General features: G+C 64.1%; 19 protein-coding genes. 6 read left to right on the top strand and 13 right to left on the bottom strand.

Features of this window, described 5'->3' with window-relative positions:
• The first annotated feature begins 89 nt into the window (after positions 1–89).
• Both WG899_RS15925 and WG899_RS15920 read left to right on the top strand, forming a co-directional pair.
• On the top strand, positions 90–881 hold the full coding sequence (locus tag WG899_RS15925) for a helix-turn-helix transcriptional regulator (RefSeq protein WP_339596639.1): 792 nt from the start codon (positions 90–92) through the stop codon (positions 879–881).
• Positions 882–996: 115 nt separating this feature from the next.
• A complete protein-coding gene (locus WG899_RS15920; RefSeq protein ID WP_339596638.1) occupies positions 997–1566 on the top strand; it encodes a YbhB/YbcL family Raf kinase inhibitor-like protein in 570 nt (189 codons plus the stop codon).
• A 94-nt stretch (positions 1567–1660) separates the two neighbouring features.
• Here WG899_RS15920 and WG899_RS15915 read toward each other — a convergent pair whose 3' ends face one another.
• Positions 1661–1885, bottom strand: coding sequence for a hypothetical protein (locus tag WG899_RS15915; protein WP_339596637.1), 225 nt, complete (start codon positions 1883–1885; stop codon positions 1661–1663).
• A 36-nt stretch (positions 1886–1921) separates the two neighbouring features.
• Positions 1922–2284 (bottom strand): hypothetical protein, encoded by a 363-nt coding sequence (locus WG899_RS15910; RefSeq protein WP_339596636.1) that lies wholly within the window; start codon positions 2282–2284, stop codon positions 1922–1924.
• Between the two features lie 236 nt (positions 2285–2520).
• Here WG899_RS15910 and WG899_RS15905 point away from each other — a divergent pair, with 236 nt between their 5' ends.
• Positions 2521–3114 carry a nuclease-related domain-containing protein gene (locus tag WG899_RS15905; protein WP_339596635.1) on the top strand — a complete coding sequence of 198 codons (594 nt, stop codon included), beginning with the start codon at positions 2521–2523 and terminating at the stop codon, positions 3112–3114.
• Complete coding sequence (locus WG899_RS15900; RefSeq protein WP_339596634.1) at positions 3095–3529, top strand: hypothetical protein; 435 nt, start codon at positions 3095–3097, stop codon at positions 3527–3529. The genes WG899_RS15905 and WG899_RS15900 overlap by 20 nt, the downstream gene beginning before the upstream one ends.
• A 48-nt stretch (positions 3530–3577) precedes the next feature.
• Here WG899_RS15900 and WG899_RS15895 read toward each other — a convergent pair whose 3' ends face one another.
• From WG899_RS15895 to dnaA, 11 genes are all read right to left on the bottom strand, one after another.
• On the bottom strand, positions 3578–5278 hold the full coding sequence (locus WG899_RS15895) for a DUF8808 domain-containing protein (protein WP_339596633.1): 1701 nt from the start codon (positions 5276–5278) through the stop codon (positions 3578–3580).
• 558 nt (positions 5279–5836) lie between these two features.
• A complete protein-coding gene (locus tag WG899_RS15890; RefSeq protein WP_339596632.1) occupies positions 5837–7783 on the bottom strand; it encodes a Tle-like phospholipase domain-containing protein in 1947 nt (648 codons plus the stop codon).
• Between the two features lie 105 nt (positions 7784–7888).
• The gene (locus WG899_RS15885) at positions 7889–9571 is read right to left on the bottom strand and encodes a hypothetical protein (RefSeq protein ID WP_339596631.1); all 1683 of its coding nucleotides are present in this window, start codon (positions 9569–9571) and stop codon (positions 7889–7891) included.
• Entirely contained in the window at positions 9568–13698 is a 4131-nt protein-coding gene (locus WG899_RS15880) for a protein kinase domain-containing protein (protein WP_339596630.1), read from the bottom strand. The genes WG899_RS15885 and WG899_RS15880 overlap by 4 nt, the downstream gene beginning before the upstream one ends.
• Complete coding sequence (locus tag WG899_RS15875; protein ID WP_339596629.1) at positions 13695–14486, bottom strand: PP2C family protein-serine/threonine phosphatase; 792 nt, start codon at positions 14484–14486, stop codon at positions 13695–13697. The genes WG899_RS15880 and WG899_RS15875 overlap by 4 nt, the downstream gene beginning before the upstream one ends.
• On the bottom strand, positions 14483–15085 hold the full coding sequence (locus WG899_RS15870; RefSeq protein ID WP_339596628.1) for a double zinc ribbon and FHA domain-containing protein: 603 nt from the start codon (positions 15083–15085) through the stop codon (positions 14483–14485). The genes WG899_RS15875 and WG899_RS15870 overlap by 4 nt, the downstream gene beginning before the upstream one ends.
• On the bottom strand, positions 15082–17607 hold the full coding sequence (locus WG899_RS15865) for an AAA family ATPase (protein ID WP_339596627.1): 2526 nt from the start codon (positions 17605–17607) through the stop codon (positions 15082–15084). Before WG899_RS15865 ends, WG899_RS15870 begins: the two co-directional genes overlap by 4 nt.
• 15 nt (positions 17608–17622) lie before the next feature.
• Positions 17623–18639, bottom strand: coding sequence for a double zinc ribbon domain-containing protein (locus WG899_RS15860; RefSeq protein ID WP_339596626.1), 1017 nt, complete (start codon positions 18637–18639; stop codon positions 17623–17625).
• 384 nt (positions 18640–19023) lie between these two features.
• Complete coding sequence (gene gyrB / locus WG899_RS15855) at positions 19024–21573, bottom strand: DNA topoisomerase (ATP-hydrolyzing) subunit B (RefSeq protein ID WP_422044086.1); 2550 nt, start codon at positions 21571–21573, stop codon at positions 19024–19026.
• A gap of 107 nt (positions 21574–21680) precedes the next feature.
• Positions 21681–22805, bottom strand: coding sequence for a DNA polymerase III subunit beta (dnaN, locus tag WG899_RS15850; RefSeq protein WP_339596625.1), 1125 nt, complete (start codon positions 22803–22805; stop codon positions 21681–21683).
• Positions 22806–22939: 134 nt separating this feature from the next.
• A complete protein-coding gene (dnaA, locus tag WG899_RS15845; RefSeq protein ID WP_339596702.1) occupies positions 22940–24439 on the bottom strand; it encodes a chromosomal replication initiator protein DnaA in 1500 nt (499 codons plus the stop codon).
• A gap of 642 nt (positions 24440–25081) precedes the next feature.
• Here dnaA and rpmH point away from each other — a divergent pair.
• Positions 25082–25216, top strand: coding sequence for a 50S ribosomal protein L34 (gene rpmH / locus WG899_RS15840; protein ID WP_054021782.1), 135 nt, complete (start codon positions 25082–25084; stop codon positions 25214–25216).
• Positions 25217–25235: 19 nt separating this feature from the next.
• Positions 25236–25700, top strand: a complete 465-nt coding sequence (locus WG899_RS15835; RefSeq protein WP_339596624.1) for a ribonuclease P protein component — start codon at positions 25236–25238, stop codon at positions 25698–25700.
• Positions 25701–25713: the final 13 nt, after the last annotated feature.

The following is a 25713-nucleotide window of genomic DNA, read 5'->3' as shown; positions in this document are numbered from 1 at the left end:
AAGGCCAGCCACCCCGCAGGGTCAGTGAGTTAGGGCGGTGCTGCTAGGACGGGCGGCGGACAATAGCGCGATTGCCGCTCCCGCCCACCATGTCCAACTCGCACCACTTTGGCGACGCCATCGCCTTCAATATCTCCAGCGCCGTCGCACACCAGGTGCGCACGGCCACCGTGCGCGACGATCTCGTAGGCTGGGTGCAGGCGGGCCGCAAACGCCTGGTCACGCCGGGCGGCGAAGTGCAATTCATGACCGGCCAAGTCTTTCTCATCCCTCGGCAGACGCAGTGGGACATGATCAACGAACCGCCAGTGGGCGGCCGCTACGAGGCGCGTGTGATTGCCTTTGCGCCCGGCATGATCGAGCGCTTCTATCAGCGCTTTGGCCAGTTCGCCGCCCAGCCCTCGCTGCAAGGCAGCGCCAGCTCGGAGGCCGACGAGGACTTCTGCACCAGCTTCAGCCACGCGCTGACGGCGCTGAAAAGCCCCGACGCCTCCGACGCGATGCGCGAGCACCGAGCGCTGGAGGTCTTGCTGCTGCTGGCCGAGCGCGGACTGGTGTTTGCCGCCAGCCGCGAACTGACCTGGGCCGACCGGGTGCGCCGCCTGGTGAGCCAGCGCCCACAAGCGCCTTGGACGCTGCAACAAGTGGCCGACGCTTTTCACCTCAGCGCCAGCAGCTTGCAGCGCCGCCTGGCCGAAGAGTCGGCCTCCGTCAGTCAGTGCATCCGCGAAGTCAGGCTGGAGACCGCCATGGCCCTGCTGCAAGACTCAGGTTTGCAGGTCTCAGAAGTAGCCTCGCGCTGCGGTTATGACTCGCACAGCCGCTTCTCGGCCGCCTTCCGCGAGCGCTTTGGCTTTGCGCCTTCACATTTGCGTCCTTGATTGAAGCTATGAAGCCTGCGCCGCCTGGCGCACAGCATTTGAGGCCTACGGGCTAGCGGATTTCTCAAGGCCAGCGCACCATAGCGGCTCTGTGTTCATTGAAACAAGGTCACGCATGAGCCTCAACAAAACCCTGATCGCCAGCGCCCTGCTCGGCGCCGCCTCCATCGTCCACGCCGCCGGCTTCGAACTCAGCAGCCCGGACATCAAGCCGGGTAGCCTGATGGACGCCAAGCTCGAGTTCAACGGCTTCGGCTGCAGCGGCGAGAACAAATCGCCCGCCCTGCAATGGCGCGGCGCCCCGGCCGGCACCAAGTCCTTCGCCGTGACGGTGTATGACCCCGACGCCCCCACCGGCTCCGGCTGGTGGCACTGGTCTGTCATCAATGTGCCGGCCGATGTGAACGCTCTCGCGCCCGACGCCGGCGCTGTGGGCGGCGCCAACCTGCCCAAGGGCGCCAGCCATGTGCGCATCGACTATGGCGTGGCCGGCTGGGGCGGCCTGTGCCCCCCGCAAGGCGACAAGCCGCACCGCTACATCTTCACCGTCCACGCGCTGAAGACCGACAAGCTCGAAATCCCCGCCGATGCCACCGCTGCCTTGGCCGGCTACATGATCAATGCCAACGCCTTGGGCAAGGCCAGCTTCACGGCGAAGTACGGGCGGGCCAAGGCGGCCAAGTAAGCGAAAGCAGCGCTCAGGCCCTGCCTTATCTTTCTCAGCGAGCAACAGGCCGCCGAGTGCGGCCTGTTGCTCGTTTCAAGCCTCTGTATCTTCATCAAGAAAGCTGCGCCAACAACTCACGGATGCGCGCAATGGTCTGCTCCACCGGCGCCTCCCGCGAAACCTCCAGCCCCAGCGCTCGCGCGATCTGATTCACCTTGGCTGGGTGCAGCGGAATGCCGCCCGCGTCTATCGCCGCGATCAGCGCGCGGGCTTGGGCCTGCTCGGGGTTAGCGGCGGCGCGCTGGGTCAACAGGCGGCGAAGTGGCGAGGGTTTCATCGTCAGTGCTGCAGACGTGGAAAGCGCGCGAAAGCCTCAAGCGCCGGGCGACAGCTTGTCCGCAAACGCAGCGCCCTGCACCGCAGCGCTGATGGCGCTGCAGTCGGAGTCCTCATCTTCATAGATCACCAGAAACCAGAACGCCTGCTCGGGCGCACCGAACACCGGGCTCAAGGCTGACGCCGGCCGAGCGAGCTTCAGCTTGACCTCCAGCGACAGTTCCTCGGCCTCGGCCAGCCCCTGCCGCGGCACCGCCTCCAGCTCGGGCGTCTCGGCTCTGAAATCCAGCAACACCACCAAGTCATTGGTCTTGAAGTGCCGCTGCGCCGCCTGCGCAAAGTTGAACACGCGCTCGTCGACCAGCGCTTGCTGGCGATCGGAGATTTGGGATTCGCTCATGGGTGGCTTGGGGCGGCTGGGGTGGGATGATGGATAGGGTGATTATCCTGAGATGGCATTTGAGGTGCGGTGCCGGGCTGCATCATCTTTCGCATAGCGACCACAAAACGCGGATGGCCCTTTTGCCTCGATCCAGTGCTCAAGAGTGGATTAGGCACGATTCTTAAGCCGCTTCCAGCGCCGAGCCGCAGGCCGTGGCTTCAAAATGCTGCGCAAGTAAACAGTCAGCCGCTGCTATGTTGATCAAGTCTGCAGACGACAAATCGTCACGCCTCAAGCTCTTGACTGAGTTGCAACAATCGCCCCTGCTCGATGCATTCCAGAAGAACTGGCTCAAATCTGAAGTGCAGCGCCAAAAACGGGGCGGACAGGGCGAGCGTGATGCCGCCTTTTACATCGACAGTTGGTCGAAGGACAGCGAGAACCATGCCGTCTTGCATGACTTGCGCTTCGAGGTCGATGGCGAAGTCGCGCAAATTGACCATTTGGTCATCAACCGGACCCAACGCTTTTACTTGTTCGAAACAAAGTGCTTCAACGGGCAAGTGCACATCAATGAAGCGGGCGAGTTCGCGGTCGAATATCCAGGCGAGCGGATGTTTGGCGTGCCATCTCCCTTGGAGCAGAGCCGGCGCCATGAACGCATCCTGAGCAAACTGTTGGAGCGCTTGGGCATCAGCGGCCGCGCCGGCTTAACGCCCACCTTTCACCACATCGTGATGGTGCACCCCAAGGCCCTCATCCATCGTCCAGATGCAAAACGCTTTGACACCAGCAACGTCATCAAGGCCGACATGATCGCCCGCTGGCATGATCGCCCGCTGGCATGAAGAGCACATTGAGCGATTGAGCACCGTCCATTTGCTTGGTCAGTTAATGAATATCCATAGCGGCGACAGCCTGAAGGAGTGGGCTCAGAAGCTAGCCCGCCAGCATCGGCCAGCGGACCCGCTGCAACTGCCGGACTTCATGGCGCCGAAGGCCTCCCAACAGACGGCTGCGCCAGTGACGCCGTCTGTGCCAACGGCGAGGTCAATTGGGGTGCAAGCTACGACCTCTCTGGCGAACAGCCCTAGCGAACCCAGCCCGCCGGACCTCACGGGCCATCCGCTCTACCGCAAGCTGGTTTGCGCAAGCTGCCAAACCAAGATCAGCTACCCGGAGGGGAAGTTCTGTTGGAATCAGGAGAAGCGCTTTAAGGGACTGCAGTACTGCCGGCCTTGTCAGGCCTCTTCTGAACTCTGAGTTGTGTTTTCCTGCTTGGGGCTGGGCTCACCTGGGCGAGTCGTGACATTAAACGGAAGCAACAGGCTCCCAACGCTCAACGCCTCTCTGCATGGCCGTCAGCTCTACCGCTTCACGCATGCGACTGAACAGTTCCTGCTCCCAGTGCAGCGGCCCCTTCAAGGGTCGACCCAAGAGTTGGCTTGCCTGAGCGTCAAATGGCTCAGGCAAGGCCTCACGCAACAAACGCCAATGCTCAACGATCAGGGGTTCACGGCTGCGCAGCAGGTCGGCAGTGGGCAGCTTGTCTGACTTGCTGCCGTTGACCTTGCCATCGACCGGCATCAGGTTCCACAGATCGTTATTGCCCCACAAGGAAAACGGGATGACATGATCGACAGCCCACTTGTCGCGCAGCGGCTTGCGGCTCCAGACACACTCGCTGGCACCGCCCTGCTCAAACACCTGGCGGGCCAACAAGGTGGCACGCTTCGGCTCGGGCAAAGCCAGCAACAAGGGCAAGGCGTCACCCGCGCTGATTTGCTGGCGCAGTGAAAAACTCTCGGTCAAACTGGCCCAGCGCAAGATCACCGCATCGGTCACCCAATGACCCAAGAGGCTCAACTCTTGCCAGAGGCTGGCTCGCATCAGCACCAAGCGCTGCTTGCCGTCATAACTGAACAAAGAGCCGGCATCGGAAGACAGGCCCGAATGACGCACCGGTCCTTCGCGAATCGCCGCCTCGATTGTTTTCAAGCAAGCCTCCAAGGACTTGGCCTGCTCGGCCCGCAAACGATGCGAGGCCAAATCCTGTTGCCAAGCACTGAGTCCACCGTGAAGACCGGCCTGTCGATAGGGTTGCATCAGGTCGATCATGGCGGCCCGAAACTTCAGCTGTTTGGCTGAGCCTGCGCCCTCACTGCGTGACTGCGGCACGAAGCGCTCGGAGGCGAAGATCGGCCAGTAATAAGCCAACCATTTCTCGGCAATCCTTCGTAACGGCACGCTCACCCATCCATCAGCCAACCACCGCGCGCAACGGGGCTCCTTCACCGCCATCTCGGCCAAGGCCCGAAATAAGGCCAGCTTGTAGGTCGCCTCCTTTTTGTCGCGGTTAAGAATGCCTTCGATTTGGTCGACCGCCCGAGCCCCGCCCCCTACGCGCAACTCAAACAGCAAGGTGTACCAAGTCACGCCACCACGACCCAGGCTGTCCTTGCTGTCCCAGCGACCGATCTGTTGAAAGCCCAGTCGTTCCAGCAGCAGTTGCATGGCCTCGGGCGTGTAGTTCTGAAAAAGGCGCCCGTCTTTGTCCCGGTCGCCATTGACCAGGTCATCTCGCGCCAAGGGCAAGGAGATCAAAAGCCGCCCAAAGGGCTTGAGCAACTTGCGCAATGCAAATGCTGCATCAAACAACTCGGCATCCGGCACATGCATCAGCACCGCGCTGCACAGCAGGCCATCAAAGCCGCCGCCGAAGGGTTCACCAATCGCCGGCAACTCTGCAGCCAGCAAACGTTCGCTCAGGTGAGGATGCGCTTGCAACGCCCTCTCTCGCATGGCCGCACTGGGCTCAACGCCATAGGCCTCATAGCCTTGACGGGTCAGCACCGCCATATCGCGCCCTGAGCCCGCGCCTACGTCCAACACCCGGCTACTCGGTGCAAACGCGAGCGGGAAGTACTTGGAAACGGCACTTTCCGCCGCCTCATACCGCGCAGCTACGTCTTTGGCATAACGGTCATAAAACGCGGATGTTGGCTGATCCATCTTCCAATAGGCTTAACGGCGTCCACTGTGAATCTGCCGAGAACGAAAGACTGGCAGAAACCTCGCGCCAAGCGTACCAGCAATGGGGTCAGGTGTTGCCAGCTCGAGAGCCAAGACAATGGAAATCGGCCGCAGACTCGCTCAGTCAGAGGCACAAATGAAAAGTGGCCCGGCGGGCCACTATCCAATTTCGCCGAGCTAATTTTTGAAAAATGTAGGCGTCGGCAAAAGCTGTCACGACTTACGACCCACATCAAGTACTTAGCGGCGTTCACGCCTCAAAACTTGGCACCCTTTTTCTCAAAAAATGGCAGCCACTGCTCGACACATGATGCTTGACGTTATGGAGTTCAAATTTGTGTAAGGATTTTTGACAGATTCTACTGTTGTTAGCTTCAGCCATTAGCGCTTGAGGCCTTGGGCAAGGCTTCGGAATCGCAGACAGAACCTGCAACGCATCTAAGCCCGGCTCACCACAAAGGGCAATTCAATCCTGGCCTGTGTCGTTCGCTGCTTCGAGTGCTTGAGGCTAGCCTTGAACGTCTTCGCGCCAGGAAGTCAGTAAGTGCTGGAAACAGCCGAGCAGGGCGAGCTGCCATCCGGCGCCAACGCATAAGGGCTGAGATCGCCATAGGCACCCAGACCGCGCAGGAAACGCGCCATGCCGTGGACTTGCAGCATCCGCTTGACGTAGACGGCGGCCATCATGTCCACCACCCCTACGCTCACCTGCATCGCCGTCTTGCCCATGTTCTTGCCGGTGGAAGCGCTGTAGAGCCAGCCCAGGGCCTTACCCATGCTCTGAAGGGCTTGGGCTTGCTGCACGCCAGCAACCACCGCGCGTTTCTGTGCCTCCACGCCCGCCTGGCCATGACCGGCGCCTGCCTGGATCCAAGCGGGATCATCTAGCAGTGCCTCTAGGCCCTTACTGATGGCCAAGCCCTTGGATACCTTCTTTACCGTGCCGATGGTGCTGGCGGTGAGCAAGGTCTGCAAGGGGCCGGAGACGAAGTACTGGCCCACAGCGCGGGAGAGATCGGCGTCTTCCTCAGCATCGAAATAGGGCTCGGGCAGGGTCAGCAGGCAGACAGGCTTGACCAACTGACGGCTGGCCTTAATCCATTGCTCGGCCCGCGCGGACTGCTTGCGCAGCGAGTCCAGGCCCAACGAGAGCGGATCGCCCAGGCGCTGGTCGTGCTCGGGCGAGGGCGGCGTGCCGGGCGCGGGCAGCTCCAGCGCGGTGAACAAGCGGGCGTTGGTCACGTCGTAGTTCTTTCCGCTGAGGTAGCGCACCGGCAATGGCGAGGGGTTGAAGCCCACCATTCGCAGCGAATGCCGGTAGGCAACATACTGGGCCATACCGCCGCCCAGCGAATGTCCCAGCACCAGTGGGCTGATGCCACGGCGGCGCAACTCAGCCACCAACTCGTCGGCTGCAGCGTAGTGGGGCGAGGTTACCTCTCCTAGGTCCACGCCCATCCACAGGTTGCTGACCCAATCCGCCGCCTCGGCAGAACCACGGAAGGCAAGCACGTACTGGCCGCTAGCGTTGTGACGGTACAGCTCGGCCACAAAGCTGGCCGGCGCACGCCGAACCATCGGAGGCAAAGCCATCGCCTGCAAACCCACCTCTTCCAGCAGCGCGGCCTTGTCGGCTAAGTTGCGTTCAAGCCCGCCCTGCTTGCGCAAGGTAACGTCAAGGCTCTGGCGAGTCAGCATCACCTTCAGTGATTGGTGGGGTGTGGGGCGAGATTCGAGCTGCGCCAGTACGTCGCTCAGTACAGCCGCCACCTCAGTTTCGGCCTGCAGCGCGGCCGGACTGGTGTAGGTGCCCTGGGCCAGCCGGGCCAGCGTACGCAGGCTGAAGGCGCTGCCGGGGAAGATGGGCGCATTGATCCAAGAGGGGCCGTTGTTTGCCACGGGCGGCGATGGAGACCCGGCCGGTGGCCCCTGCGTACCGGGAGGAACGTTGTTGGAGGGGGGCTGGATACTGCCAGGCTCGATGGGCGCCACGGGTGTGGCCGGCGCTGTAGGCGAGGCCGGCACCTTCGGCTCGGGCTGCTGCACTACCGTGCCACCACCAGCGCACAAGGTGCGCAGCGCGGCGGCCATCAGGGGGTTGGAGAGGGCGAGGTCGGCCAGCGCATCGGTTCGACGCTGCTCGGGGTCGAGGCGAAGGCTGCGGCTGGGTTGGGCGGTCGGATCGCCGGCACGGTAGGCCTCGCTGCGCCAAACCGTGCGGGTGCCGGCATGGCAGTCCAGCGCCAGTTCGTCCACTTGCCGGAGCGCGCCCGGCAAATCCAGCAACATGCCCGGTTGGCGTTGCACCAGGGCCACGATGGCTTGATGGCGGCTACCCCCCTCCACCCGGTCCTGCAGCAACAGCACGAGGTCGCCGCGCAGGTTCACCGCCAGTTGGCGCTGCGGCTGGCCGCTAGCGGCAGCCTGCGCCACCAGTGTGATTTCCGACAAGGCCTGGGCCGATGCGACGGCTGACAAGGCCATCAACACAGACACCACCCCAGCAACGCGCCAGGAGCCGGCTTGGATGGGCCTGCGAGCGTTTGCCCTGGGTGGTACGTGCGAAGCACGTGATAGGTCGGCCGTCATCTAGCGCTTCGCGGGTGGTGGCTCAACCCAAGTTTCCTCTTCCTCGACGCGCGCGGCGGGCTTTGCCGGGGTAGGCGCAGGTTTGGCGGCCGGGGCTGGTGCCTGCACGGCGGCTGGGCGACTACCGGGCAGTGGCGCGGGCGTCATGGCCGGCGTCACCTTCACCGGCGCAGCCGTGCGACTGCCTCGGACGGTGGGGCTACCAGCGGCTGACTGGTCGGGGAAAACAGGCTCGGGCAGACCTTCATAACTGCGGTCGGCCACGAGGTGGCGAGGGAGGCGGCCCTGCGGGATGGGGGCCTGACCCACCACATCGCCTGCCACAGCCAACAGTTGGCCGGGGCGATTTCCATCTGGCACGTTCTCCCAGACGAACAAGGTGCGCGGCATGATGGCAGCCACCATGCCGGGGCGTTTCAGCTCCAGGGTCTCGCGGGTCGGGAAGGGACCGGCATTGAGGGCTCCGATGGCGCGCACGTCGAACACCAGCTCGGCCCAGACTAGGCGATTGCGCTGGATCTTGCGGAGCAGCACGTCGGCACGCGCTTCTGGCACGCTGAGGCGCGGCCACAGGCCGCCATTAGGCAACGCGGGCAGGGCCAATTGGGTCAACGGCGGCAGCTCGGCGTTGTTGGGTGCCGGAGTGTTGGCGCGCCATTGCGGGTTGGGGCGCTGCTGGCATAGGGTGAGCAAGAGGAAATAGGGCTCCTGCTCGTCCGGACGGGCATAGTCCGCCGTGGACTGGTTCTCCCAGACGCAGGTGCTGCCCCGGCTGGTGTAGCCGTAGAACGGGCCGCCACGAGGCGATTCGCCTCCATACACGCCTTGGTTGAGTTGCGGTGCGTGGTTGCGAGAGAACAGCGGGTAACGCAATTCGAAGCTCTGGCTGGCCAGGTCGTAGTCCTTGAGCTGCACCCACAGTCCCAGCACCAAGCGCTGCTCGGCCACCTGGTTGCCCAGGCGCTGACCGAGGGCGGCGATAGCGCGTGGCCGGGCGATCTCATTCCCGCGAGTGGACTGGGCCGCCTGCGGGTCCAGCTGTTCCAGCAACTGGTTATTGAATTCCTGGTCCCGCTTGGGATTGCCGCTTGCTGGGCCGAACAGACGGCGGGCGGCGTACTGGTTGAGCAGGGCCTGCGGGGCTTCGGGCAGATAGTCAGCCTCGCCGAGCCGGTTCAGGCCGGTATCGCCGTTCTTCAACTGCTGAGCATCCACCGGGGCGCGTCCCAACTGGGCCGAAACCACGCGAAGCCGGCTCACGATGTCCTGCGGAAAATTGAAGCCGGCACAGAGGTTTTGAATGGTGCGGCACTGGGCCGTGGGGTCGTTACCGGTGGCCAGTGCACCGGCCATACGGTAGTAGCGGTCCGCCGCGGCCCAGGCCTGCATGCCTTGGGCGGCCGCACCGAGGTAAAAGTAAGCGATATCGCGCCGGTAGCTGGTCTTGGCGGTGGCTAGCGCCAGCTCCGGCCAGTTCTGGGCGCGGTAGAGCTGTTGCAAGCGGGTCTGGTTAAAGATGTAGATGGGCGAGCAGGCCAAGTTGCAGTCCAGTGCCACGGTGCCAGCTTTGATGTCAGCTAGCAGCTGGGCTTCGCCGCCCGGCGGCACGGCATTGGGCGCGGCGCAGCCGGCCAGGGCCAGGGCCGCCAGTGCGGCCAGTCGGGAGGAAAGGCGTTGCATCATTTCCATTGACCTCGTTTGGCGGCCATGGCCTGTGCCATGGCGTCCTTGTAGTTTGCCGGAGCGTCGGCGCTGGTACTGGCCACGCCGTTGAGCAGCAGGGCCTCTGCGGTGTCGATCTGGCGTGTCGTCAGGCAACGGTAGCCGCCATCGGCCACGGGTTCGCAGTTCAGTTGGTTGTCGTGGCTCGCCAGCCAGCTTTCAAAGCGCGGACGCTGGGCCGCGGCGATGCCGGCAATGCCGTTCAGTGGCACGGGACGACCGTCGATCATCGGCCAGCCGTCGGACGACAAGCCGCGCACAGCGCCCGACACAGACTGAGCCTTGGTGGGCCCAGGGGTCGGGCTGGTCGTGGCATGAGGCGTGCCGCGATCCGCACCATTGTCGGCCTTGCGGGCGGTTGACGCATCGGCCACTGCACCTGCATTGCCGAGCCGGATCTGGGTCTGCGGGATGGCTAACGCAATGCCAGCCAGTTGAGTGCCACAGCGCGCCGGAGGCTTAGGAACGTTGGCATGCCAGCGCGGTTCCGGCCAGTTATTGGGCGCTGGTCGTAGGTTGCTGAGCGTGGTGCCGGGCGGCAAGGTGCAGATCACACCACGGTCGCCGCGCACGTTGAAGTTGGCCAACAACGTGCCATTACCCAGATTGATCACAGCTGTGGGACCTTCGCTCGGGATGGACGGCTCGTTGCGCCAATGCAGCAGCAGCCCCACCGGCACTAAGAACATGCCCGCCAGCACTAGGGTGGCCAGTAAGGCGCTCAGCTTGCTACTGCTGCCGCCACCGCTGCCGCCGGCGGCCAGGTACTTTTCATAGGGCAGGGCAAAGGCCAGCGCGCGATGGCTGACGGCCACCGAGACGGCCGTCATCACCAACGCCGCAGCCAGAAACACCAGGGCCCAGCCGTTCACTGCCCAGAGCCAGTTGGACAGGCGCAGGTTGAGCTGCTGCAGCGTGGCTGCGCCCAGCAGGCCCAAGCCGCCCAGCAGCACCGGACCTGCCACCAGCCAGCGCACCCAGCCACCCAAGGAGCGCACAGCCGCCTTGAGCCGCGCGCCCATTAACTTCCAGGAACCGTCCAACGTGGCACGCAGCAGCAGCAGCATGGCAAGCAGCGTTCCCCAGGCTGGGCTCAGCGAGGTGAGGTCGCCGTGCGCCAACGCCCGGGTCTGCAACAGCCAGTTGCCCAGGCCCAGCAGCGGCGGGATCAGCAGCACCAGCACCAACGCCTTGAGCGCGGTGGCGCCTAACTGCTTGAAGCGACTGCGCCACAGCAGGCCAGCGCCGGGCTTCAGCAGCGGCTCCAGCGCCACAGCCTTGCGCATACGGGCATAGGTGCCGGGCAGCATGGCGTCATCGCCTGCCTGGTCGCGGCGCGCACCATGGGCCAGCAACAGCCTAGCGAGACCCTCATGGCTCCAGAAAGCGGCCCAGTGCAGCGGGGCCTTGCCCTGGTCCAGCACGTCCACGCGCGCGCCAGCCTTGAGCAGGCGTTCAATCACGTTCAGGTAGGCGTCCGCGTCCTTGTGCTGGAAATGCAGCGCGTAGAGGGCGGTAAACAGTGCGTTGCAGGGCGGCTGGCCGTTGACGGCCAGATTGGGGCCATTGCGGTGGATGTCCGCCCCTTTTGCCAGCAGCAAATCTAGCAAGGGCAAGGCCTGATCGAGCTGTTCGGTGATCAAGGCAAGGTGCAGCGGCAGCCGGCCTTCGGTGCCGCTGGCTTGGTTTGCGTCAGCGCCGGCGTCCAGCAGTGATTGCACCAGCGAGGTGTCCACCGGATAACGGTAGTTCTGCGTTTGGGTGGCCATCAAGGCCAGGCCCAGCAGGGTGTGGCCGTCGGGACGAACATGCCCGACCTTGGCGCCACGCGCCAGCAGCAGCGCCGCCAGTTCCAACCGGCGGAAGCGCACGGTGGCGGTCAGGGCGGTGTCGCCGTCGGCATCCATCGCCTCCAGGTCGGCACCGTGGTCAAGCATGAAGGCGACAGCAGCCTGGTTGCCGTTTGCGGCGGCGGTGACCAGTGGCTTCCAGTCCTCGCCCGGGGCGTCGAAGTCCAGGCCCTGGGCGACGAATTCATCCAGCAGGTCCAGCCGCTTGGCCTTGAGCAGCGCATGGGCAATGGCGCCCTGGCGCTTATCCAGGTCCGCAACGAACTCGGACAGGCGCAGCCAGGGGAAGGCGCGCAACGCACTAAGCTGGTCCGCCGCCTGGGCCTTGGGCAGCGCCACCAAGTCCTGCACGATACCCAAACGCTGCAGCCACAGCAGCACTCGGGAGTCATCCTGCAGCAGGCCGGCACGCAGCGCTTGGCGCATGTCCTCGGACGCGTCCGCCAGATCCTCGGGTAGGAAGACGTATTGGCTTGCCAGTTGCAGCCGGTTGCGGTTGGCACTGTGCAGCGCATAGACCAGCTGAGAGAAGGCGCGCGGCGCTCCAGCCTTGCCCAGGAACTGGCTGCGGGTCTCGGTGGCGAACTCGCTTTCGCCACGGGCCTGCAGGTAAAGATAGAAGGGGTCGAAGGACTGGGTGAGCGCGCGCAGGTAGTGGTCCTGCTCGGCCAACAGGGCGTCGCCCAGTTCGTCAGTGGTCAAACAGGCACGCCCGCCGTGAGAGACGAAGGGTCGGGTGGCATCCAGCGTATAGATAGCACGCGTCAAGCCGGCTCGACGGTGGGCGTCGTCCTGATCGAACTGGCGCACGATCTTCTCGATCTGCGTGGCCATTTCCATGTCCCGCGCGCCCTCCAGCCACTTGCCGACGGTGCCGAGGTAAAGGTAGTCCAGGCCCAGGGCAGGGTGCTTTTCCAAAAGCGCGGCCAGTTCCGCAGGAGTTTGGTAGTACTCGTCGCCCCGGAAGGCTAGGCGCTCGTAGACACGCTGAGTACGGGTGTAGTCCACCTCCAGTGCCTGATTGGCCACCCAGCGCCGAAGCTGCTCCAACCCGAAGCGCTGCTTGGCGCTCGGGCTGAGCAGGCCCTTGATCAAGGTTTCCAGCGAGGGATCTATCCCGGGCGGGAACGGCACTTCGCGGTCCTGCACCTGCAGCATGCGCACACCATCGGTCACGCCCTGGAAGGGGCGCTTGCCCTGCCAGCACTCCAGCAGGGTGATGCCCAGGGCGAAGTAGTCCACCTTCTCGGTGACCAAGGTCTGGGTCTCGTTGCCGAAGCGGGCCAGCTCCGGCGCGGCGTATTCGCGCGTACCGTTGGCGGTAACCTGCACGCCAGCGGTGCCCGGGCCCCGTAGCGAGGAGATGCCGAAGTCCGCCACCACCACCCGCTCCAGCCCAGGGCCGGAGATGAGGATGTTCTCAGGCTTGAGGTCCTGGTAGATCAGGCCCACGCGTTCATGCAAGTGCTGCAGGCCGTCCGCCAGATGCTGCGCTAGGCGGCGCAGCCGGTCCAGGTCTTGCAGCGGGCCGTCGCGGCGCAGCAACTGATCCAAAGTGCCGGCGGGAAAGTATTCGAGCAGCTCGAAGTCCTGACCGCCTTCGCTGCCAAAGTCGTGGATGGTGACCACGTTGGCTTGCGGCTGGGCCTGGATGGCGCCCAGCGCGGCTAGCGGCGCGCGCAGGCCCGGGCGGTAATGCTTGAGCACGAAACGCTGGGCACCATCGGTCACCACATAGGTGCGGGCCTCGCTGGTGGTGGTGCTGAGCGCCGATTCCACTTGGTAACTGGCGCCATGCAGCCTGATGCTCTGGCCATTCGCCAGATGCTGGCCGGCGGCGCTTGCGCTAGCCTCCACTTGAGCGGTGGAGTGGGTCGGCACAGGCGCGGAGGCGGCGCCGACGCGGGCAGTGCCGGCCGGGCCGGCATGGGGCGCGGCGTCAATGCGGGCGGTTCCCGCGGGACCGGCGGGCGTGACAGTGGCGTCGATCCGGGCAGTGCCGGCGGGACCCGCAGCAACTGCCGAGGCAGCATCGATGCGGGCCGTGCCGGCCTGGCCGGCATGGGGCGCGGCGTCAATGCGAGCGGTTCCCTCGGGACCGGCGAGCGCGACAGTGGCGTCGATCCGGGCAGTGCCGGCGGGACCCGCAGCGCCTGCTGGGGCAGCGTCGATCCGGGCCGTGCCGGCTGGGCCGGCCGGTGAAGGGTTGCCGGCGTTATGTTCGGGTGCAGTGCTCATGGGCGTGCGAAAGGCTGGAGTTCTGATGGTGCCGGGCGCGGGATGTCGGCCACCAGCACGGAAATGTTGTCCAGGCCGCCGGCCTGGCGGGCCAGCTGGACCAAGGTCTGGACGGCGGTCTCGCGGTCGCCGTCCAGGGCCTGGGCGATGGCGGCGTCGTCCACCATCTCGGTCAGGCCGTCGCTGCACAGCAAGAAGCGGTCAAAGGGCTGCACGCCGCCTTCGATCTCGGCCAGTTCCAAGTGACTGTCGGCTCCGCCGCCCAACGCATTGACCAACAAGTTGGCAGGCAAAGCCTGGTTTCCGGCCTGCTGGCGCAGCGAGTGGTCCTGCGTCAGCCGCTCAACTTGGCCGGCGCGGCGGCGGTAGAGGCGGCTGTCGCCGGCATGGAAACGCCAGGCGCGGCCGTCGCGTAGGAGTAGCCCCACTACGGTGGTGCCCATGCCTGCCAGCGCCAGCTCGGCCTGGCCTCGCGCCAGCAGCGCGGCATGGGTGCGGTGGGCCCACATGGGCAGCACGCCGGCCAGCTGTTCGCCATCCAGGTCCTCAGGCGCGGCCTGCATCAGGTCACGCAGTTGCGTGAGCGCGATCTCGCTGGCCAACTCGCCAGCGGCGGCGCCGCCCATGCCGTCAGCCACGGCCAGCAGCAGGTGGCCTTGGTGTTGGGCGGCATCCAGGCGCTCGCTCATTCCGGCATCGCGAAGCAGACGGCCGCCGGCCAGAATCAAATCTTCGTTGTTGGTGCGAACGCAGCCGATATCGCAGCGGGCGTCGACGTCTATCCTCATTCCAGGCTCACCGTGAAGGCCACGTCGCCCAGGGAAAGAGTGGCGCCGGCTTCCAGCACCTGGGCTTGGCCCGGAGCCAACTGGCGGCCGTTGTAGAAGCTGTGGTTGAAGGAATTCAAGTCGCTGCCGGTCCACTGGCCGGAGGCGTCACGCTGCAATTCCAGGTGATTGCTGGAAATCTGCGAGAAACGCGCAAGTACGCCAGCATGTGGACCGAAGCGCCGGCCCAGCACGTCCCCGGGGGTCGGGCGCAGTTCCACGCCGTGGGCGAGGACGCGCAGGACAAGGGCGCGCGGGACCGGGGCCGGCGAGGCCGCCACCACGGCAGGTCCGGTAGCAGGAACCGTTGCAGATGCACTGGCTAGCGCTGAAGGTACTGCTGCACCCGGCGTGGCTGGACTCTTTCCCAGCGACGAGGTGCTGCCGGCCGTGCCAGCTAGCGCTTTGGCTGGTAGGAGCGGTGTGCGGTCATGCGGGCACATCTTGCCCTTGCCGGTGTAGCCGCACAGGCCGCACTTCATCAGCTCAGCGCCACATTGGTCGCAATAGTAGGAATCGTCGTCAATGTCGGCAGTGCAGCCGGGGCATTGCAAGCTCATGCGGGAACTCCGGGGTGGACCTGTGGAAGGTCCGCAGTGGTGAGCAGGCGCATGGCGGCGGGTTGCTCAGAAGGGGGTAGGCCCAAGCGGCTGACGCGCTCGCCGCAAGCGGCACAGATGGCGTTGAAGAGCTGGCGTACGGTGCGGCCATTGGCGAAGCTGGCGTCCCGGTGGGCGAACACGGCCTGCAGGTGCTCGGCCAGCTGAGCGTCGAAGCCGGGTGCCCGCTGCAACTGGTCCTGCTGGCACAGCAGCTCGAAGATACGCTGCATCTCGGCGGCGTTGTAGTCGGCGAAGTCGATCAGGTCGCTGAAACGCGAGCGCAGGCCCGAGTTGCTGTCCAGGAAGACCTGCATCTCGCGGTGGTAGCCGGCCGCGATGACGACAAACTTGCCGCGCTCGTCCTCCATTCGCTTGAGCAGGGTGTTGATGGCCTCAATGCCGGGGTCGCCGGTGGTGCCGGGCGGCAGCAGCGAGTAGGCCTCGTCGATGAACAGTACGCCGCCCATGGCGTTGTCTATGGCCTTGTTCGTGAGCTTGGGCGTGTCGGCGCGGAAGGCGCTGACCAGCTCGTTTCGGGTAACCTCGATCACGCGGTCGGTGGGCAGCAGTCCCAGGCCGTGGAAGACTTTGGCCATCAGCCGTGCCACCGTGGTCTTGCCGGTGCCGGGGTTGCCGGTGAAGATGAAATGGCGTTCCAGCGGTTTGGTGCGACCCAGCACTCGCTCGCGCGCCAGCGTGGCTTCTAAACGCCGCACCGAGTCCTTCACGCCATGCAGGCCGATCATGGACTGCAGCTCTTCCATGGCGGCCTGCAGGGTCTCCTGCGAGCCGGCTGCAGCGGTGGGCACGTCCTCGGGCATCAGGGTGCACATTTGCAGCGCGTCAGGCGCGGCGCCCAGGCGGCTGAGGCGCGCGGACTGCTCGCGCAGCACCTGCACCAGAAGGTTACGGGCCTCGCGGCCGTTGGCAAAGTCACTGGTCTTGCGCGCGCAGCGGGCGGCGAAGAAGGCAGTGAGCTTGTCCAGCGTGCCTTCGCCCAGCGCATAGCCTTGGGCAGTGGCCATGGAGGCGAAGATGGCAGCCAACTCATCGGCCGTGTAGTCCTCCAGGTGGTAGATGGCAGTGAAGCGGCTGCGCAGGCCGGTGTTGCTGCGCAGGAACTCCTGCATCTCCTTGTCGTAGCCGGCGGCGATGACGACGTACTTGCCGCGGTCGTCTTCCATTCGCTTGAGCAATGTGTCCACCGCTTCCTTGCCAAAGTTGTCGGAGCCCTGCCCGCCGTTGACCAGCGCATAGGCCTCGTCCACGAACAGCACGCCGCCCTCGGCTTGCTTGCAAGCAGCCACCACCTTGGCTGCGGTGTGGCCCTGGTACTCGCCCACCAACTTGCTGCGGTCCACTTCCACTACATGGCCGGTAGGCAGCACGCCCATGGCCTCGAACACCTCGCCCAGCGCGCGCGCCACCGTGGTCTTGCCGGTACCGGGGTTGCCGGTGAGGATGAAGTGGTAGGCGAAATTGCCGTCCTTCACGTCGCCCAGACCCATGGACTGGCGCAGCCGCGCGTTCTGAATGTCCTGGTATAGCGAACGAATCTCGGCTTTGATGCTGTCCATACCGATAAAGCTGTCCAGCTCAGCCATGATGGACTCGATGGGCTTAATGCGGTCGGCCGGGCCAGGAATGTCCTCAGGTAGCAACGTGTTGTCGCTGGCACCGCGGGCGTAGTAGCGCCCCTCAATCTCCGCGGCCTCCTCCAGCGCCAGCCGCCCGTTGACGGCGCGGATGCCCGTGTCACCGGCCTTGACCTTGCGGTAGACCCAGCGCATGCGCATCAGCATTTGCTTCTCCGTGGCCTCCGGCAGAGTGAAGCCATTGGCCTTGAGCGCGTTGGCGCAGATATTGGTCAACTGGGCGGGCAGGTAGTCGGCAATACGAAAGACCTCATTGAATCGGCCCAGCAGGTTGCGCGAGGATGTGCGTTGGCAGAACTCCTCCAGCCCGGTGGGCAGGCCGGCCATGATGACCACCGGGTCCAGCGGCGAGGCTTCCATCAGGTGCATCAGCTGGTTGAATGGCGCCAGCGGCTCACCCTGCGGCGTCATCAGGAGCTGGGCGTTGTCCACAAACAGTACGCTGCCCTTGGCCTTGGTGAAGGCTGCGGCCAAGTTCTTGCTCTCCAAGTCATCCTGCTGCAGGCCGTTGACGGTGACGGGCTGCGCCCGTTCCAGCAGCTGCAGGTTGTAGAGCGCCTGCGTGATCAGTGGGCCCAGTCGCGACTTGGCGGTGCCGGAATCGCCAATGATGAGCAGGGCAAGCGGCCGGCGCGGGTCGCGGCCGGCACGGCGCCGGCCTTCGCTCTCCACACGAAGGGCGTCCAGCGCGGCACGCACCTCGTCCAACCCCACTAGCGAGTCCAGCAGCGATGCAGTGTCCGGCGTCGCAAAAGCGGTTCCGCAGCGTTTGCAGAACTTGGCGCTGGGGCGGTTGGCCCCTGCGCAGGAAGCACAAGCGTTCACGTCCCTCTCCCTCCCTTAATCAAACATCCAGCGCCCGCCCAGCGACGGGTTGCCGCAGTCGTTAGGGTTGTCGTGCAGGCAGTTGGCCCAGTTGCACAGCCACTTGCCGGGCACCTGGCCTTCGCGCACCAGCTGGCTGCGCAACTGCATGAAATAGCGACGCGCGGTTTGAGCATCCGGGAAACTGCGTTGTTCGGACGCGGCCAGCAGCGCCTGAATGCGTTCGCGCGCCTGCTGCAGCTGCATCGACAGCCCGAAGGCTGAGGCAGTGCTCTGCGCCAGCTCGCCCTGGCGGGCGGCCTGCTGGGCCTGCTCCTGCTCGGCTTGCAGCGCCTGCGCGCGGGCCGCCGCCTCCTGGGCCTGTGCTTCCTGGCGTGCCTGCGCGGCGGACTCGCGGGCCCGCTGGGCGGCGGCGGCATCCAGTGCCGAAGCTGCGCGCAGGCTTTGCAGCGCACCGCTCAGGTTCAAGCTGGGCGGCGGGGCAGCCGGACGCGGCGCGGAGCGGGCGGGTTGAGACGGTTGCGCATGCTGGGCTTGTAAGGCCTGCTGCGCCTCGGCGCCAAGCTGGCGCAGCTGCTGCAGCGCCTGGGCCAGCGCGGGATCATCTGGCGGGGCCTGCACCAGGCCCAGGGCCAGCTCAGAAAGCGGATCGCCGCAGGTACCACAGAAGTCGAAAAAACCCTGGGTGTGACAGCGCGCGCAGCTCAGGCCTTGCTGCTGGTGGTTGCCGCATTCGGTGCAGAAGGCCGCACCCTGCACCAGGCTGGCATAGCAGTAGCGGCATTGGCCGGCCTTGAGCCAAAAGCCGCAGGCCTCGCAGAAATCGCCACCGCCGACATTAGCGCCGCATTGCGGGCAAGGACAGTCCAGCGCGTGGCCGCATTCGGTGCAGAACAGGGCGCCAGGCAGCAGCGGTTCATGGCAAGCCGGGCAGCCGTTGGACGCCTGGGTGCGCACCTGCTCACGCGTGGCCTGCTGCTGGGAGGGCTGAGGGGCTTGCTGCGCTGCCGATGGGCGAGGTGCGGAGGACATGACGAGTCGGTGGCAGCTATTGAGAAGGGCCGGAGCATCTTAGTCAACAAATGTTTACTAGCCTGTCTACTGTCGCAGTTAGCCCACACAAGTGTAGGCGTAGGCATAAGCTGAGAATCAGTTGGCTGAGCAAACGAGTGGCACGAGTTGCAACGAATTGGGCGGCCTATTGGGGTGTAGACAAAAGCAAAGGGCAATCAATAGAAAAAGGCCCATAAATTTCTCAACTTATGGGCCACTGATTCTCAGCTTATGTCTTCGCCGACGTAAGCCGCCAGAGTAGTTACTCTGGCGCGCAAGGCGGATCAAGGACTTGGAGGAGGCGACGCCATAGCGTCTGCGTGCTCCGCGACACTGTTACTGCAACTGGCCTACAACATTGGCTTAAACGTCGATGTTGCCCGCACGCAGTGCGTTGGTCTCGATGAAATCACGACGTGGTTCCACTTCGTCGCCCATGAGCATGGTGAACACGCGGTCGGCTTCGATGGCGTCGTCGATCTGCACGCGCAGCAGGCGGCGGACGTTGGGGTCCATCGTGGTTTCCCAGAGCTGCTCGGGGTTCATTTCGCCCAGACCTTTATAGCGCTGGCGGCCGACCGAGTTTTCGGCTTGAGCCATCAGCCAGGCCATGGCGCTGCGGAAGTCGCTGATCTTGCTTTCCTTGGCTTTTTCGCCCTCGCCCTTACGGACGATGGCGTTCTCGCCGATCAGGTCTTTGAAGGTGACGCCGGCGGTGCTCAGCACGGCGTAGTCGGCGCTGTGCACGAAGTCGGCGTTGATGACGCTGGAGCGGGTGTTGCCGTGTTGCTTGCGGCTGATGCGCAGCAGGTATTTGTCGGTGCGCTCGTCGTACTCGCTGCGCACTTCGGCCTGGTGCAGGGCGGCTTGCATGGCGACGGCGGCAGCCTCGGAGGCGTCCTTACCGTCGAGGTTGATGGCCAGGCCGCCGGAGAGCACGCGCAGCGCTTCAAAGTCCATCCAGTTGGACAGGCGGGTGATGACGCTTTCGGCCGACACGTATTGGCGCGCCAGCGTTTCCAGCGCTTCGCCGCTGAGCACGGTGTCACCGTGGCCGGTGTGCAGGTGGGCGTCCTGCATGGCGATCTTGAGCAGGAAGCTGTCGAGCTCGCTGCCGTCCTTCAGGTATTGCTCATGCTTGCCGACCTTGACCTTGTAGAGCGGCGGCTGGGCGATGTAGATGTGGCCACGCTCGCACAGCTCTGGCATCTGGCGGTAGAAGAAGGTCAGCAGCAGGGTGCGGATGTGGGCGCCGTCAACGTCCGCGTCGGTCATGATGATGATGCGGTGGTAACGGAGCTTGTCGGGGTTGAAGTCGTCACTGCCAGCGCCGCGGCCGATGCCGGTGCCCAGAGCGGTGATCAGCGTCAGAATTTCATTGCTGGTGAGCAGCTTTTCATAACGCGCTTTCTCGACGTTCAGGATCTTGCCGCGCAGCGGCAGGATGGCCTGGAACTTACGGTCGCGCCCTTGTTTGGCGGAGCCACCGGCGGAGTCACCCTCCACGATGTAGATTTCGCAGAGCGAGGGGTCTTTTTCTTGGCAGTCGGCCAGCTTGCCGGGCAGGCCCAGGCCGTCGAGCACGCCTTTGCGGCGGGTCATTTCGCGGGCCTTGCGGGCGGCTTCGCGGGCTCGGGCGGCGTCGAGGATCTTGCCGCAGATCATCTTGGCGTCGATGGGGTTCTCGAGCAAGAAGTCGGTCAGCAGGCGGCTGACGATGTCTTCCACCGGGGCGCGCACTTCGCTGGAGACCAGCTTGTCTTTGGTCTGCGAGCTGAACTTGGGCTCGGGCACCTTGACGGAGACCACGCAGGCCAGGCCTTCGCGCATATCGTCGCCGGCCACTTCGACCTTGGCCTTCTTGGCCAGGTCGTTGTCGGCGATGTATTTGTTGAGCACCCGGGTCATGGCGGCGCGCAGGCCGGTCAGGTGGGTGCCGCCGTCGCGCTGCGGAATGTTGTTGGTGAAGCAGAGCACGTTCTCGTTGTAGCTCTCGTTCCACTGCATGGAGACTTCCACGCCGACGTTGGTGCCTTGCTCGCTGATCTTGTCGCCCTGGGCGTGGAAGATGGTCGGGTGCAGGACGTTCTTGCCCTTGTTGATGAACTCAACAAAGCCCTTCACGCCGCCGGCGTAGGCGAAGTTGTCTTCCTTGTTGTTGCGCTCATCGACCAGGCGGATCTTCACGCCGTTGTTCAAGAAGCTCAGCTCGCGCAGACGCTTGGCCAGGATTTCGTAGTGGAAATCGACGTTGGTGAAGATCTCGTCGTCGGGCAAGAAGTGCACTTCGGTGCCGCGCTTGTCGGTGTCACCGACGATGCGCATGGGGCTGACTTCAAAGCCTTCGCGCATTTCGAGCAGGCGGTCTTGCGGCACGCCCTTCTTGAACTCGACCTGGTGGATCTTGCCTTCGCGGCGCACGGTCAGGCGCAGGTGCTTGGACAGCGCGTTCACGCAGCTCACGCCCACGCCGTGCAAGCCGCCCGACACCTTGTAGGAGTTTTGGTTGAACTTGCCGCCGGCGTGCAGCTCGGTCAGTGCAATTTCGGCGGCACTGCGCTTGGGCTCGTGCTTGTCGTCCATCTTGACGTCGGTGGGGATGCCCCGGCCGTTGTCGCTGACGCTGATGGAGTTGTCGGTGTGGATGGTGACGATGATGTCGTCGCAATGGCCGGCCAGCGATTCGTCGATGGAGTTGTCCACCACTTCGAACACGAGGTGGTGCAGACCGGTGCCGTCGGAGGTGTCACCGATGTACATGCCGGGGCGCTTGCGCACGGCCTCCAGGCCTTCGAGGATCTGGATGGAATCGGCGCCGTAGACCGCGCCTGCCGTCACGTCCGCATCGGCGGCCGCCTGCTGCTTGTCGGTCAGACCGTCGGGATTCATTTCGTTGCTCGGCACATCACTCATCGGGGACTCTCTCTCTCACTCACGGGGCCAAAATTTCTGCCCCTTAAAAGCACTGAAGCGGGCTGAGCTTTGAAGCCCACGCCCGCTGTTTAATTTCTCGCTATGGCCTAGATCCGCATCGGCATCACGACGTATTTGAAGCCGGTCTGCTCGGGGATGGTGATCAGGGCGCTGGCGGAGCTGTCGTTCAGGTCAATGCTGACCATGTCTTGGCTCATGTTTTGCAGCGCGTCCATCAGGTAGGTCACGTTGAAGCCGGTTTCGATCAGGTCGCCGCTGTAATCGATTTCGATTTCTTCTTTGGCTTCTTCTTGCTCGGCGTTGCTGGAAGCAATGCTCAAGAGGCCGGGCTCGAAGGACAGGCGCACCGCCTTGAACTTCTCGCTGGTCAAGATGGCGGCGCGCTGCAGGCTGGACAGCAGGGTCAGGCGACCCAGCGTGACGTTGAACTTGTGGTTCTTGGGGATGACGCGGTTGTAGTCGGGGAACTTGCCCTCGACCAGCTTGGTCACGAACTCCATGCCCGAGAAGCTGAACTTGGCCTGGTTGCCGGCGAAGCGCATTTCGATGGGGGCGTCTTCGCTTTCACCCTTGCCACCATCCTTCAGCAAGCGCATCAGCTCCAGCACGGTCTTGCGCGGCAGGATGACTTCTTGCTTGGGGATTTCGGTTTCCAACTCGGCCTGGGCCAGGGCGAGGCGGTGGCCGTCGGTGGCGACCAGGGTCAGGTTCTTGCCTTCGGCCACGAACAAGATGCCGTTCAGGTAGTAACGGATGTCGTGCACGGCCATCGAGAAGTGCACCTGGTTGATCAGGTGCTTCAACGTCTTTTGCGGCACGGAGAAGGCGGGGCCGAAGTCGGCCGCTTCTTGCACCAGCGGGAAGTCATCCGAAGGCAGGGTCTGCAGCGTGAAGCGGCTCTTGCCGCCCTGCAGGGTCAGTTTGGATGCATTGGCCGTCAGCGAGACGGTTTGGTCCGCCGGCATGGAGCGCAAGATGTCGATCAGCTTGCGGGCACCCACGGTGGTGCTGAAGTCGCCAGCGTCGCCGCCCAGCTCGGCCGTGGTGCGGACCTGGATTTCCAGGTCGCTGGTGGTCAGCTCGAGGTGGGGGCCATGCTTGCGAATCAGCACATTGGCAAGGATGGGCAGCGTGTGGCGCCGCTCCACAATGCCGGCAACCGCCTGAAGGGCACCGAGCACCTTGTCCTGGGTGGCTTTCAACACAATCATGTCAACCTCTTTCCGCTTGTTCTGAGGGTAGTCTCATTCACCGTGCGCCCTCCGAAAAACGCGCGCGCGGTAACAACTCGCATTTTGACCCAGGAATGGGGTGTTTCTGGCCCCGGTGTAACCAGAGTGCGCGATCAACCCTTCAAAGTCTGTTCCAGCACATGCAATTGCTGGTTCAACTCGGTGTTTTTCTGGCGCTCGCCGCCAATCTTGCGCACGGCATGCAAGACGGTGGTGTGGTCGCGGCCGCCAAACAGCTCGCCAATCTCGGGCAGGCTCTTCTGGGTCAGCTCCTTGGCGATGTACATGGCAATCTGGCGCGGTCGGGCAATGCTGGCCGGGCGCTTCTTGCTGTACATGTCGGCGATCTTGATCTTGTAGAAGTCGGCCACCGTCTTCTGGATGTTTTCCACCGAGATCTGGCGGTTCTGGATCGAGAGCAGATCTTTCAGCGCCTCGCGGGCCAGCTGGATGTTGATTTCCTTGTGGCTGAAGCGGCTGTAAGCCAAGACCTTGCGAAGCGCGCCTTCGAGCTCGCGCACATTGGCGCGCACGTTTTTGGCGATGAAGAAGGCCACATCTTCGGGCATCGGCGTTTGCTCGGCCTCGGCCTTCTTGATCAGAATCGCCACCCGCATTTCCAGCTCGGGCGGCTCGATGGCGACCGTCAGGCCGGCGTCAAAGCGGCTGGTCAGGCGCTCATCGATATCGGCCAGACCCTTGGGGTAGGTGTCGCTGGTCATGATGATGTGCGCGCGCTTGGCCAGCAGGGCTTCGAAGGCGTTGAAGAACTCCTCCTGCGTGCGCTCTTTGCCGGCGAAGAACTGCACATCGTCGATCAGCAGCAGATCGAGCGAGTGGTACTTGGCCTTCAGCTCATCAAAGGTTTTGCGCTGGTAGTTCTTCACCACATCGGAGATGAACTGCTCGGCGTGCAGATAAAGCACGCGCGCATCGGGCTTGTCCTTCAGCAGGGCGTTGCCCACGGCGTGGATCAAATGGGTCTTGCCGAGGCCCACGCCGCCGTAGATGAACAGCGGGTTGTACATCGCACCCGGTGCGCCGGCCACATGCAGGGCGGCGGTGCGCGCCATCTGGTTGGCGCGGCCGGGGACGAGGTTGTCAAAGGTCAGCGCACTGTTGATGCGGTGGCGACTGGCGCTCGGCGGCAGGGAGCTGGGGGCAGCGCTCGCCACGCCCTGGACTTGGATAGCCGCCGCCGAATTGGCAGCAGGGGTCGCGCCAGAAGCAACCGGCGCAGCGGCCGGGGCCGCCGCAACTGGCCGCAGGCCGTTGTGCAACACCTGGCCCACTGGCATCGGCTGGTTGGCGGGCGGCAGGTTCGGCGATGTGCGGCTCAAGGGCTCGCGGGCGGCCAGCGCCAGCTCCAAGCGAGCCGGTTTACCGGACAACTCGGTCAAGATGGCCTCGATGCGGCCGGCGTACTGGTTGCGGATCCAATCCAGCTTGAAGCGATTGGGCACCCGCAGGGCAATGACCAAGCCTTCGGCCCCGCCTGCATCGGACACGGTGGCCGGCGGCAAAGGACGAATCCAGGTGTTGAATTGTTGTTCGGGCAGTTCGGCCGCCAACCTCTCGCAGCCACGCTGCCAAAGGTCCGCACCCAAGTCCATGGCCGCCGAAGCAGCGCTGTGATCGAGTACGTTGGTGTTCAGTCCGTCTGCGCCAAGCATGTCTGCGCTCATTGTGGAAAACTTGTTCTAGAGCGGCTGGATTGTACGGACATCCGGCCACCAAACCCTGAGTTATCCACAGATTTTTTACTAGGGTCAAGCCCCTGAAAACACCAATGGCCGATCGCTGAGCATTGACCGATCGCAAAATCTTTGGTGTAATCGCGGGTTTTCCGGACGCTGGATATAGCGGAGTATGGATGTTTGGCCAAGGCCAGCGGGTGAAATACCACCTCGCAGGGTTTGACAGGCACCTGTCCACGCAACACTGGTGAGTCAGCCGCACGGGCTTCGATCTGTGACTTGTTCACAGGCGAGCGTGCAAATGGCCCGCAGGTGTTTGTGAACGCATAGAACACATAGACGGCACCCCGGCGCGGCACACATCAGTGGCCGTCGACGTCTGAATCGGCTGCGAGCTTTGTCTCCAACCCTTTGCAGGCCCGACGCCCCAGGTGCGAACCGCAAACGCGCCCAACAGCGCAAATCGTTTTGCACCCGGCGACTGATCGCCAACAACCGCTAAAGCGTCACTTCCGACGTCCTTAGACCTTCGCTAGCATTTCCCAAGAGGGCCTCATCATGAAACGCACTTATCAAGCCTCCAAGACCCGTCGCGCCCGTACCCACGGTTTCCTGGTTCGCATGAAGACTCGCGGTGGCCGCGCAGTCATCGCCGCGCGCCGCGCCAAGGGCCGCAAGCGCCTGGCTGTCTAAGCTTAGACACCACAGAATCATGATCGGCCGCATCGTGCGATCGGCCGACTTTGAACGCGTGCTGGCTCGCTCCAGCCGCGTGCGCAGCAGTCATTTTGCGGTGCATCACCTCGCCGCCACACCCAGTGTGGCCAGCAAGCCCGCCAAGGTCTTATCCACCGAAGCAGGCGAGTTATCAACAGGCGATGCACAAGTCACCCACAAGCCTGTGGATGACACGCTGCCCGACGCTTGCTGGCTGGGTGCCATCGTGCCCAAACGCCACGCCAAGCGCTCGGTGACTCGCTCGCTGCTGAAGCGCCAGATCCGTGCTGCATTTGCGACACAACCCGACTTGCCTCCCGGCTTGTGGGTGGTGCGTTTGCGCTCGCCTTTTGATCGCAAGCTATTTCCCAGCGCTGCTTCGGATGCGCTGCGCGCTGCTGCGCACGCCGAATTGGCGCAATTGGTCGGCCGGCTGGTGGCGCCTCGCGCCAAGCCCTGAGCTGCGCTTGATC

Origin of the sequence: Paucibacter hankyongi, assembly GCF_037482915.1 — a bacterium.
GTDB lineage: Bacteria > Pseudomonadota > Gammaproteobacteria > Burkholderiales > Burkholderiaceae_C > Paucibacter_A > Paucibacter_A hankyongi.
Note: the sequence above shows the minus strand (reverse complement) of the source record. Positions and strands in the feature narration are given on the sequence as shown.

Coding starts and splice junctions, on each gene's coding strand:
- WG899_RS15925 (WP_339596639.1), top strand. CDS start 90: ATGTCCAACTCGCACCACTTTGGCGACGCCATCGCCTTCAATATCTCC.
- WG899_RS15920 (WP_339596638.1), top strand. CDS start 997: ATGAGCCTCAACAAAACCCTGATCGCCAGCGCCCTGCTCGGCGCCGCC.
- WG899_RS15915 (WP_339596637.1), bottom strand. CDS start 1,885: ATGAAACCCTCGCCACTTCGCCGCCTGTTGACCCAGCGCGCCGCCGCT.
- WG899_RS15910 (WP_339596636.1), bottom strand. CDS start 2,284: ATGAGCGAATCCCAAATCTCCGATCGCCAGCAAGCGCTGGTCGACGAG.
- WG899_RS15905 (WP_339596635.1), top strand. CDS start 2,521: ATGTTGATCAAGTCTGCAGACGACAAATCGTCACGCCTCAAGCTCTTG.
- WG899_RS15900 (WP_339596634.1), top strand. CDS start 3,095: ATGATCGCCCGCTGGCATGAAGAGCACATTGAGCGATTGAGCACCGTC.
- WG899_RS15895 (WP_339596633.1), bottom strand. CDS start 5,278: ATGGATCAGCCAACATCCGCGTTTTATGACCGTTATGCCAAAGACGTA.
- WG899_RS15890 (WP_339596632.1), bottom strand. CDS start 7,783: ATGGCCTTGTCAGCCGTCGCATCGGCCCAGGCCTTGTCGGAAATCACA.
- WG899_RS15885 (WP_339596631.1), bottom strand. CDS start 9,571: ATGATGCAACGCCTTTCCTCCCGACTGGCCGCACTGGCGGCCCTGGCC.
- WG899_RS15880 (WP_339596630.1), bottom strand. CDS start 13,698: ATGAGCACTGCACCCGAACATAACGCCGGCAACCCTTCACCGGCCGGC.
- WG899_RS15875 (WP_339596629.1), bottom strand. CDS start 14,486: ATGAGGATAGACGTCGACGCCCGCTGCGATATCGGCTGCGTTCGCACC.
- WG899_RS15870 (WP_339596628.1), bottom strand. CDS start 15,085: ATGAGCTTGCAATGCCCCGGCTGCACTGCCGACATTGACGACGATTCC.
- WG899_RS15860 (WP_339596626.1), bottom strand. CDS start 18,639: ATGTCCTCCGCACCTCGCCCATCGGCAGCGCAGCAAGCCCCTCAGCCC.
- gyrB (WP_422044086.1), bottom strand. CDS start 21,573: ATGAGTGATGTGCCGAGCAACGAAATGAATCCCGACGGTCTGACCGAC.
- dnaN (WP_339596625.1), bottom strand. CDS start 22,805: ATGATTGTGTTGAAAGCCACCCAGGACAAGGTGCTCGGTGCCCTTCAG.
- dnaA (WP_339596702.1), bottom strand. CDS start 24,439: ATGGACTTGGGTGCGGACCTTTGGCAGCGTGGCTGCGAGAGGTTGGCG.
- rpmH (WP_054021782.1), top strand. CDS start 25,082: ATGAAACGCACTTATCAAGCCTCCAAGACCCGTCGCGCCCGTACCCAC.
- WG899_RS15835 (WP_339596624.1), top strand. CDS start 25,236: ATGATCGGCCGCATCGTGCGATCGGCCGACTTTGAACGCGTGCTGGCT.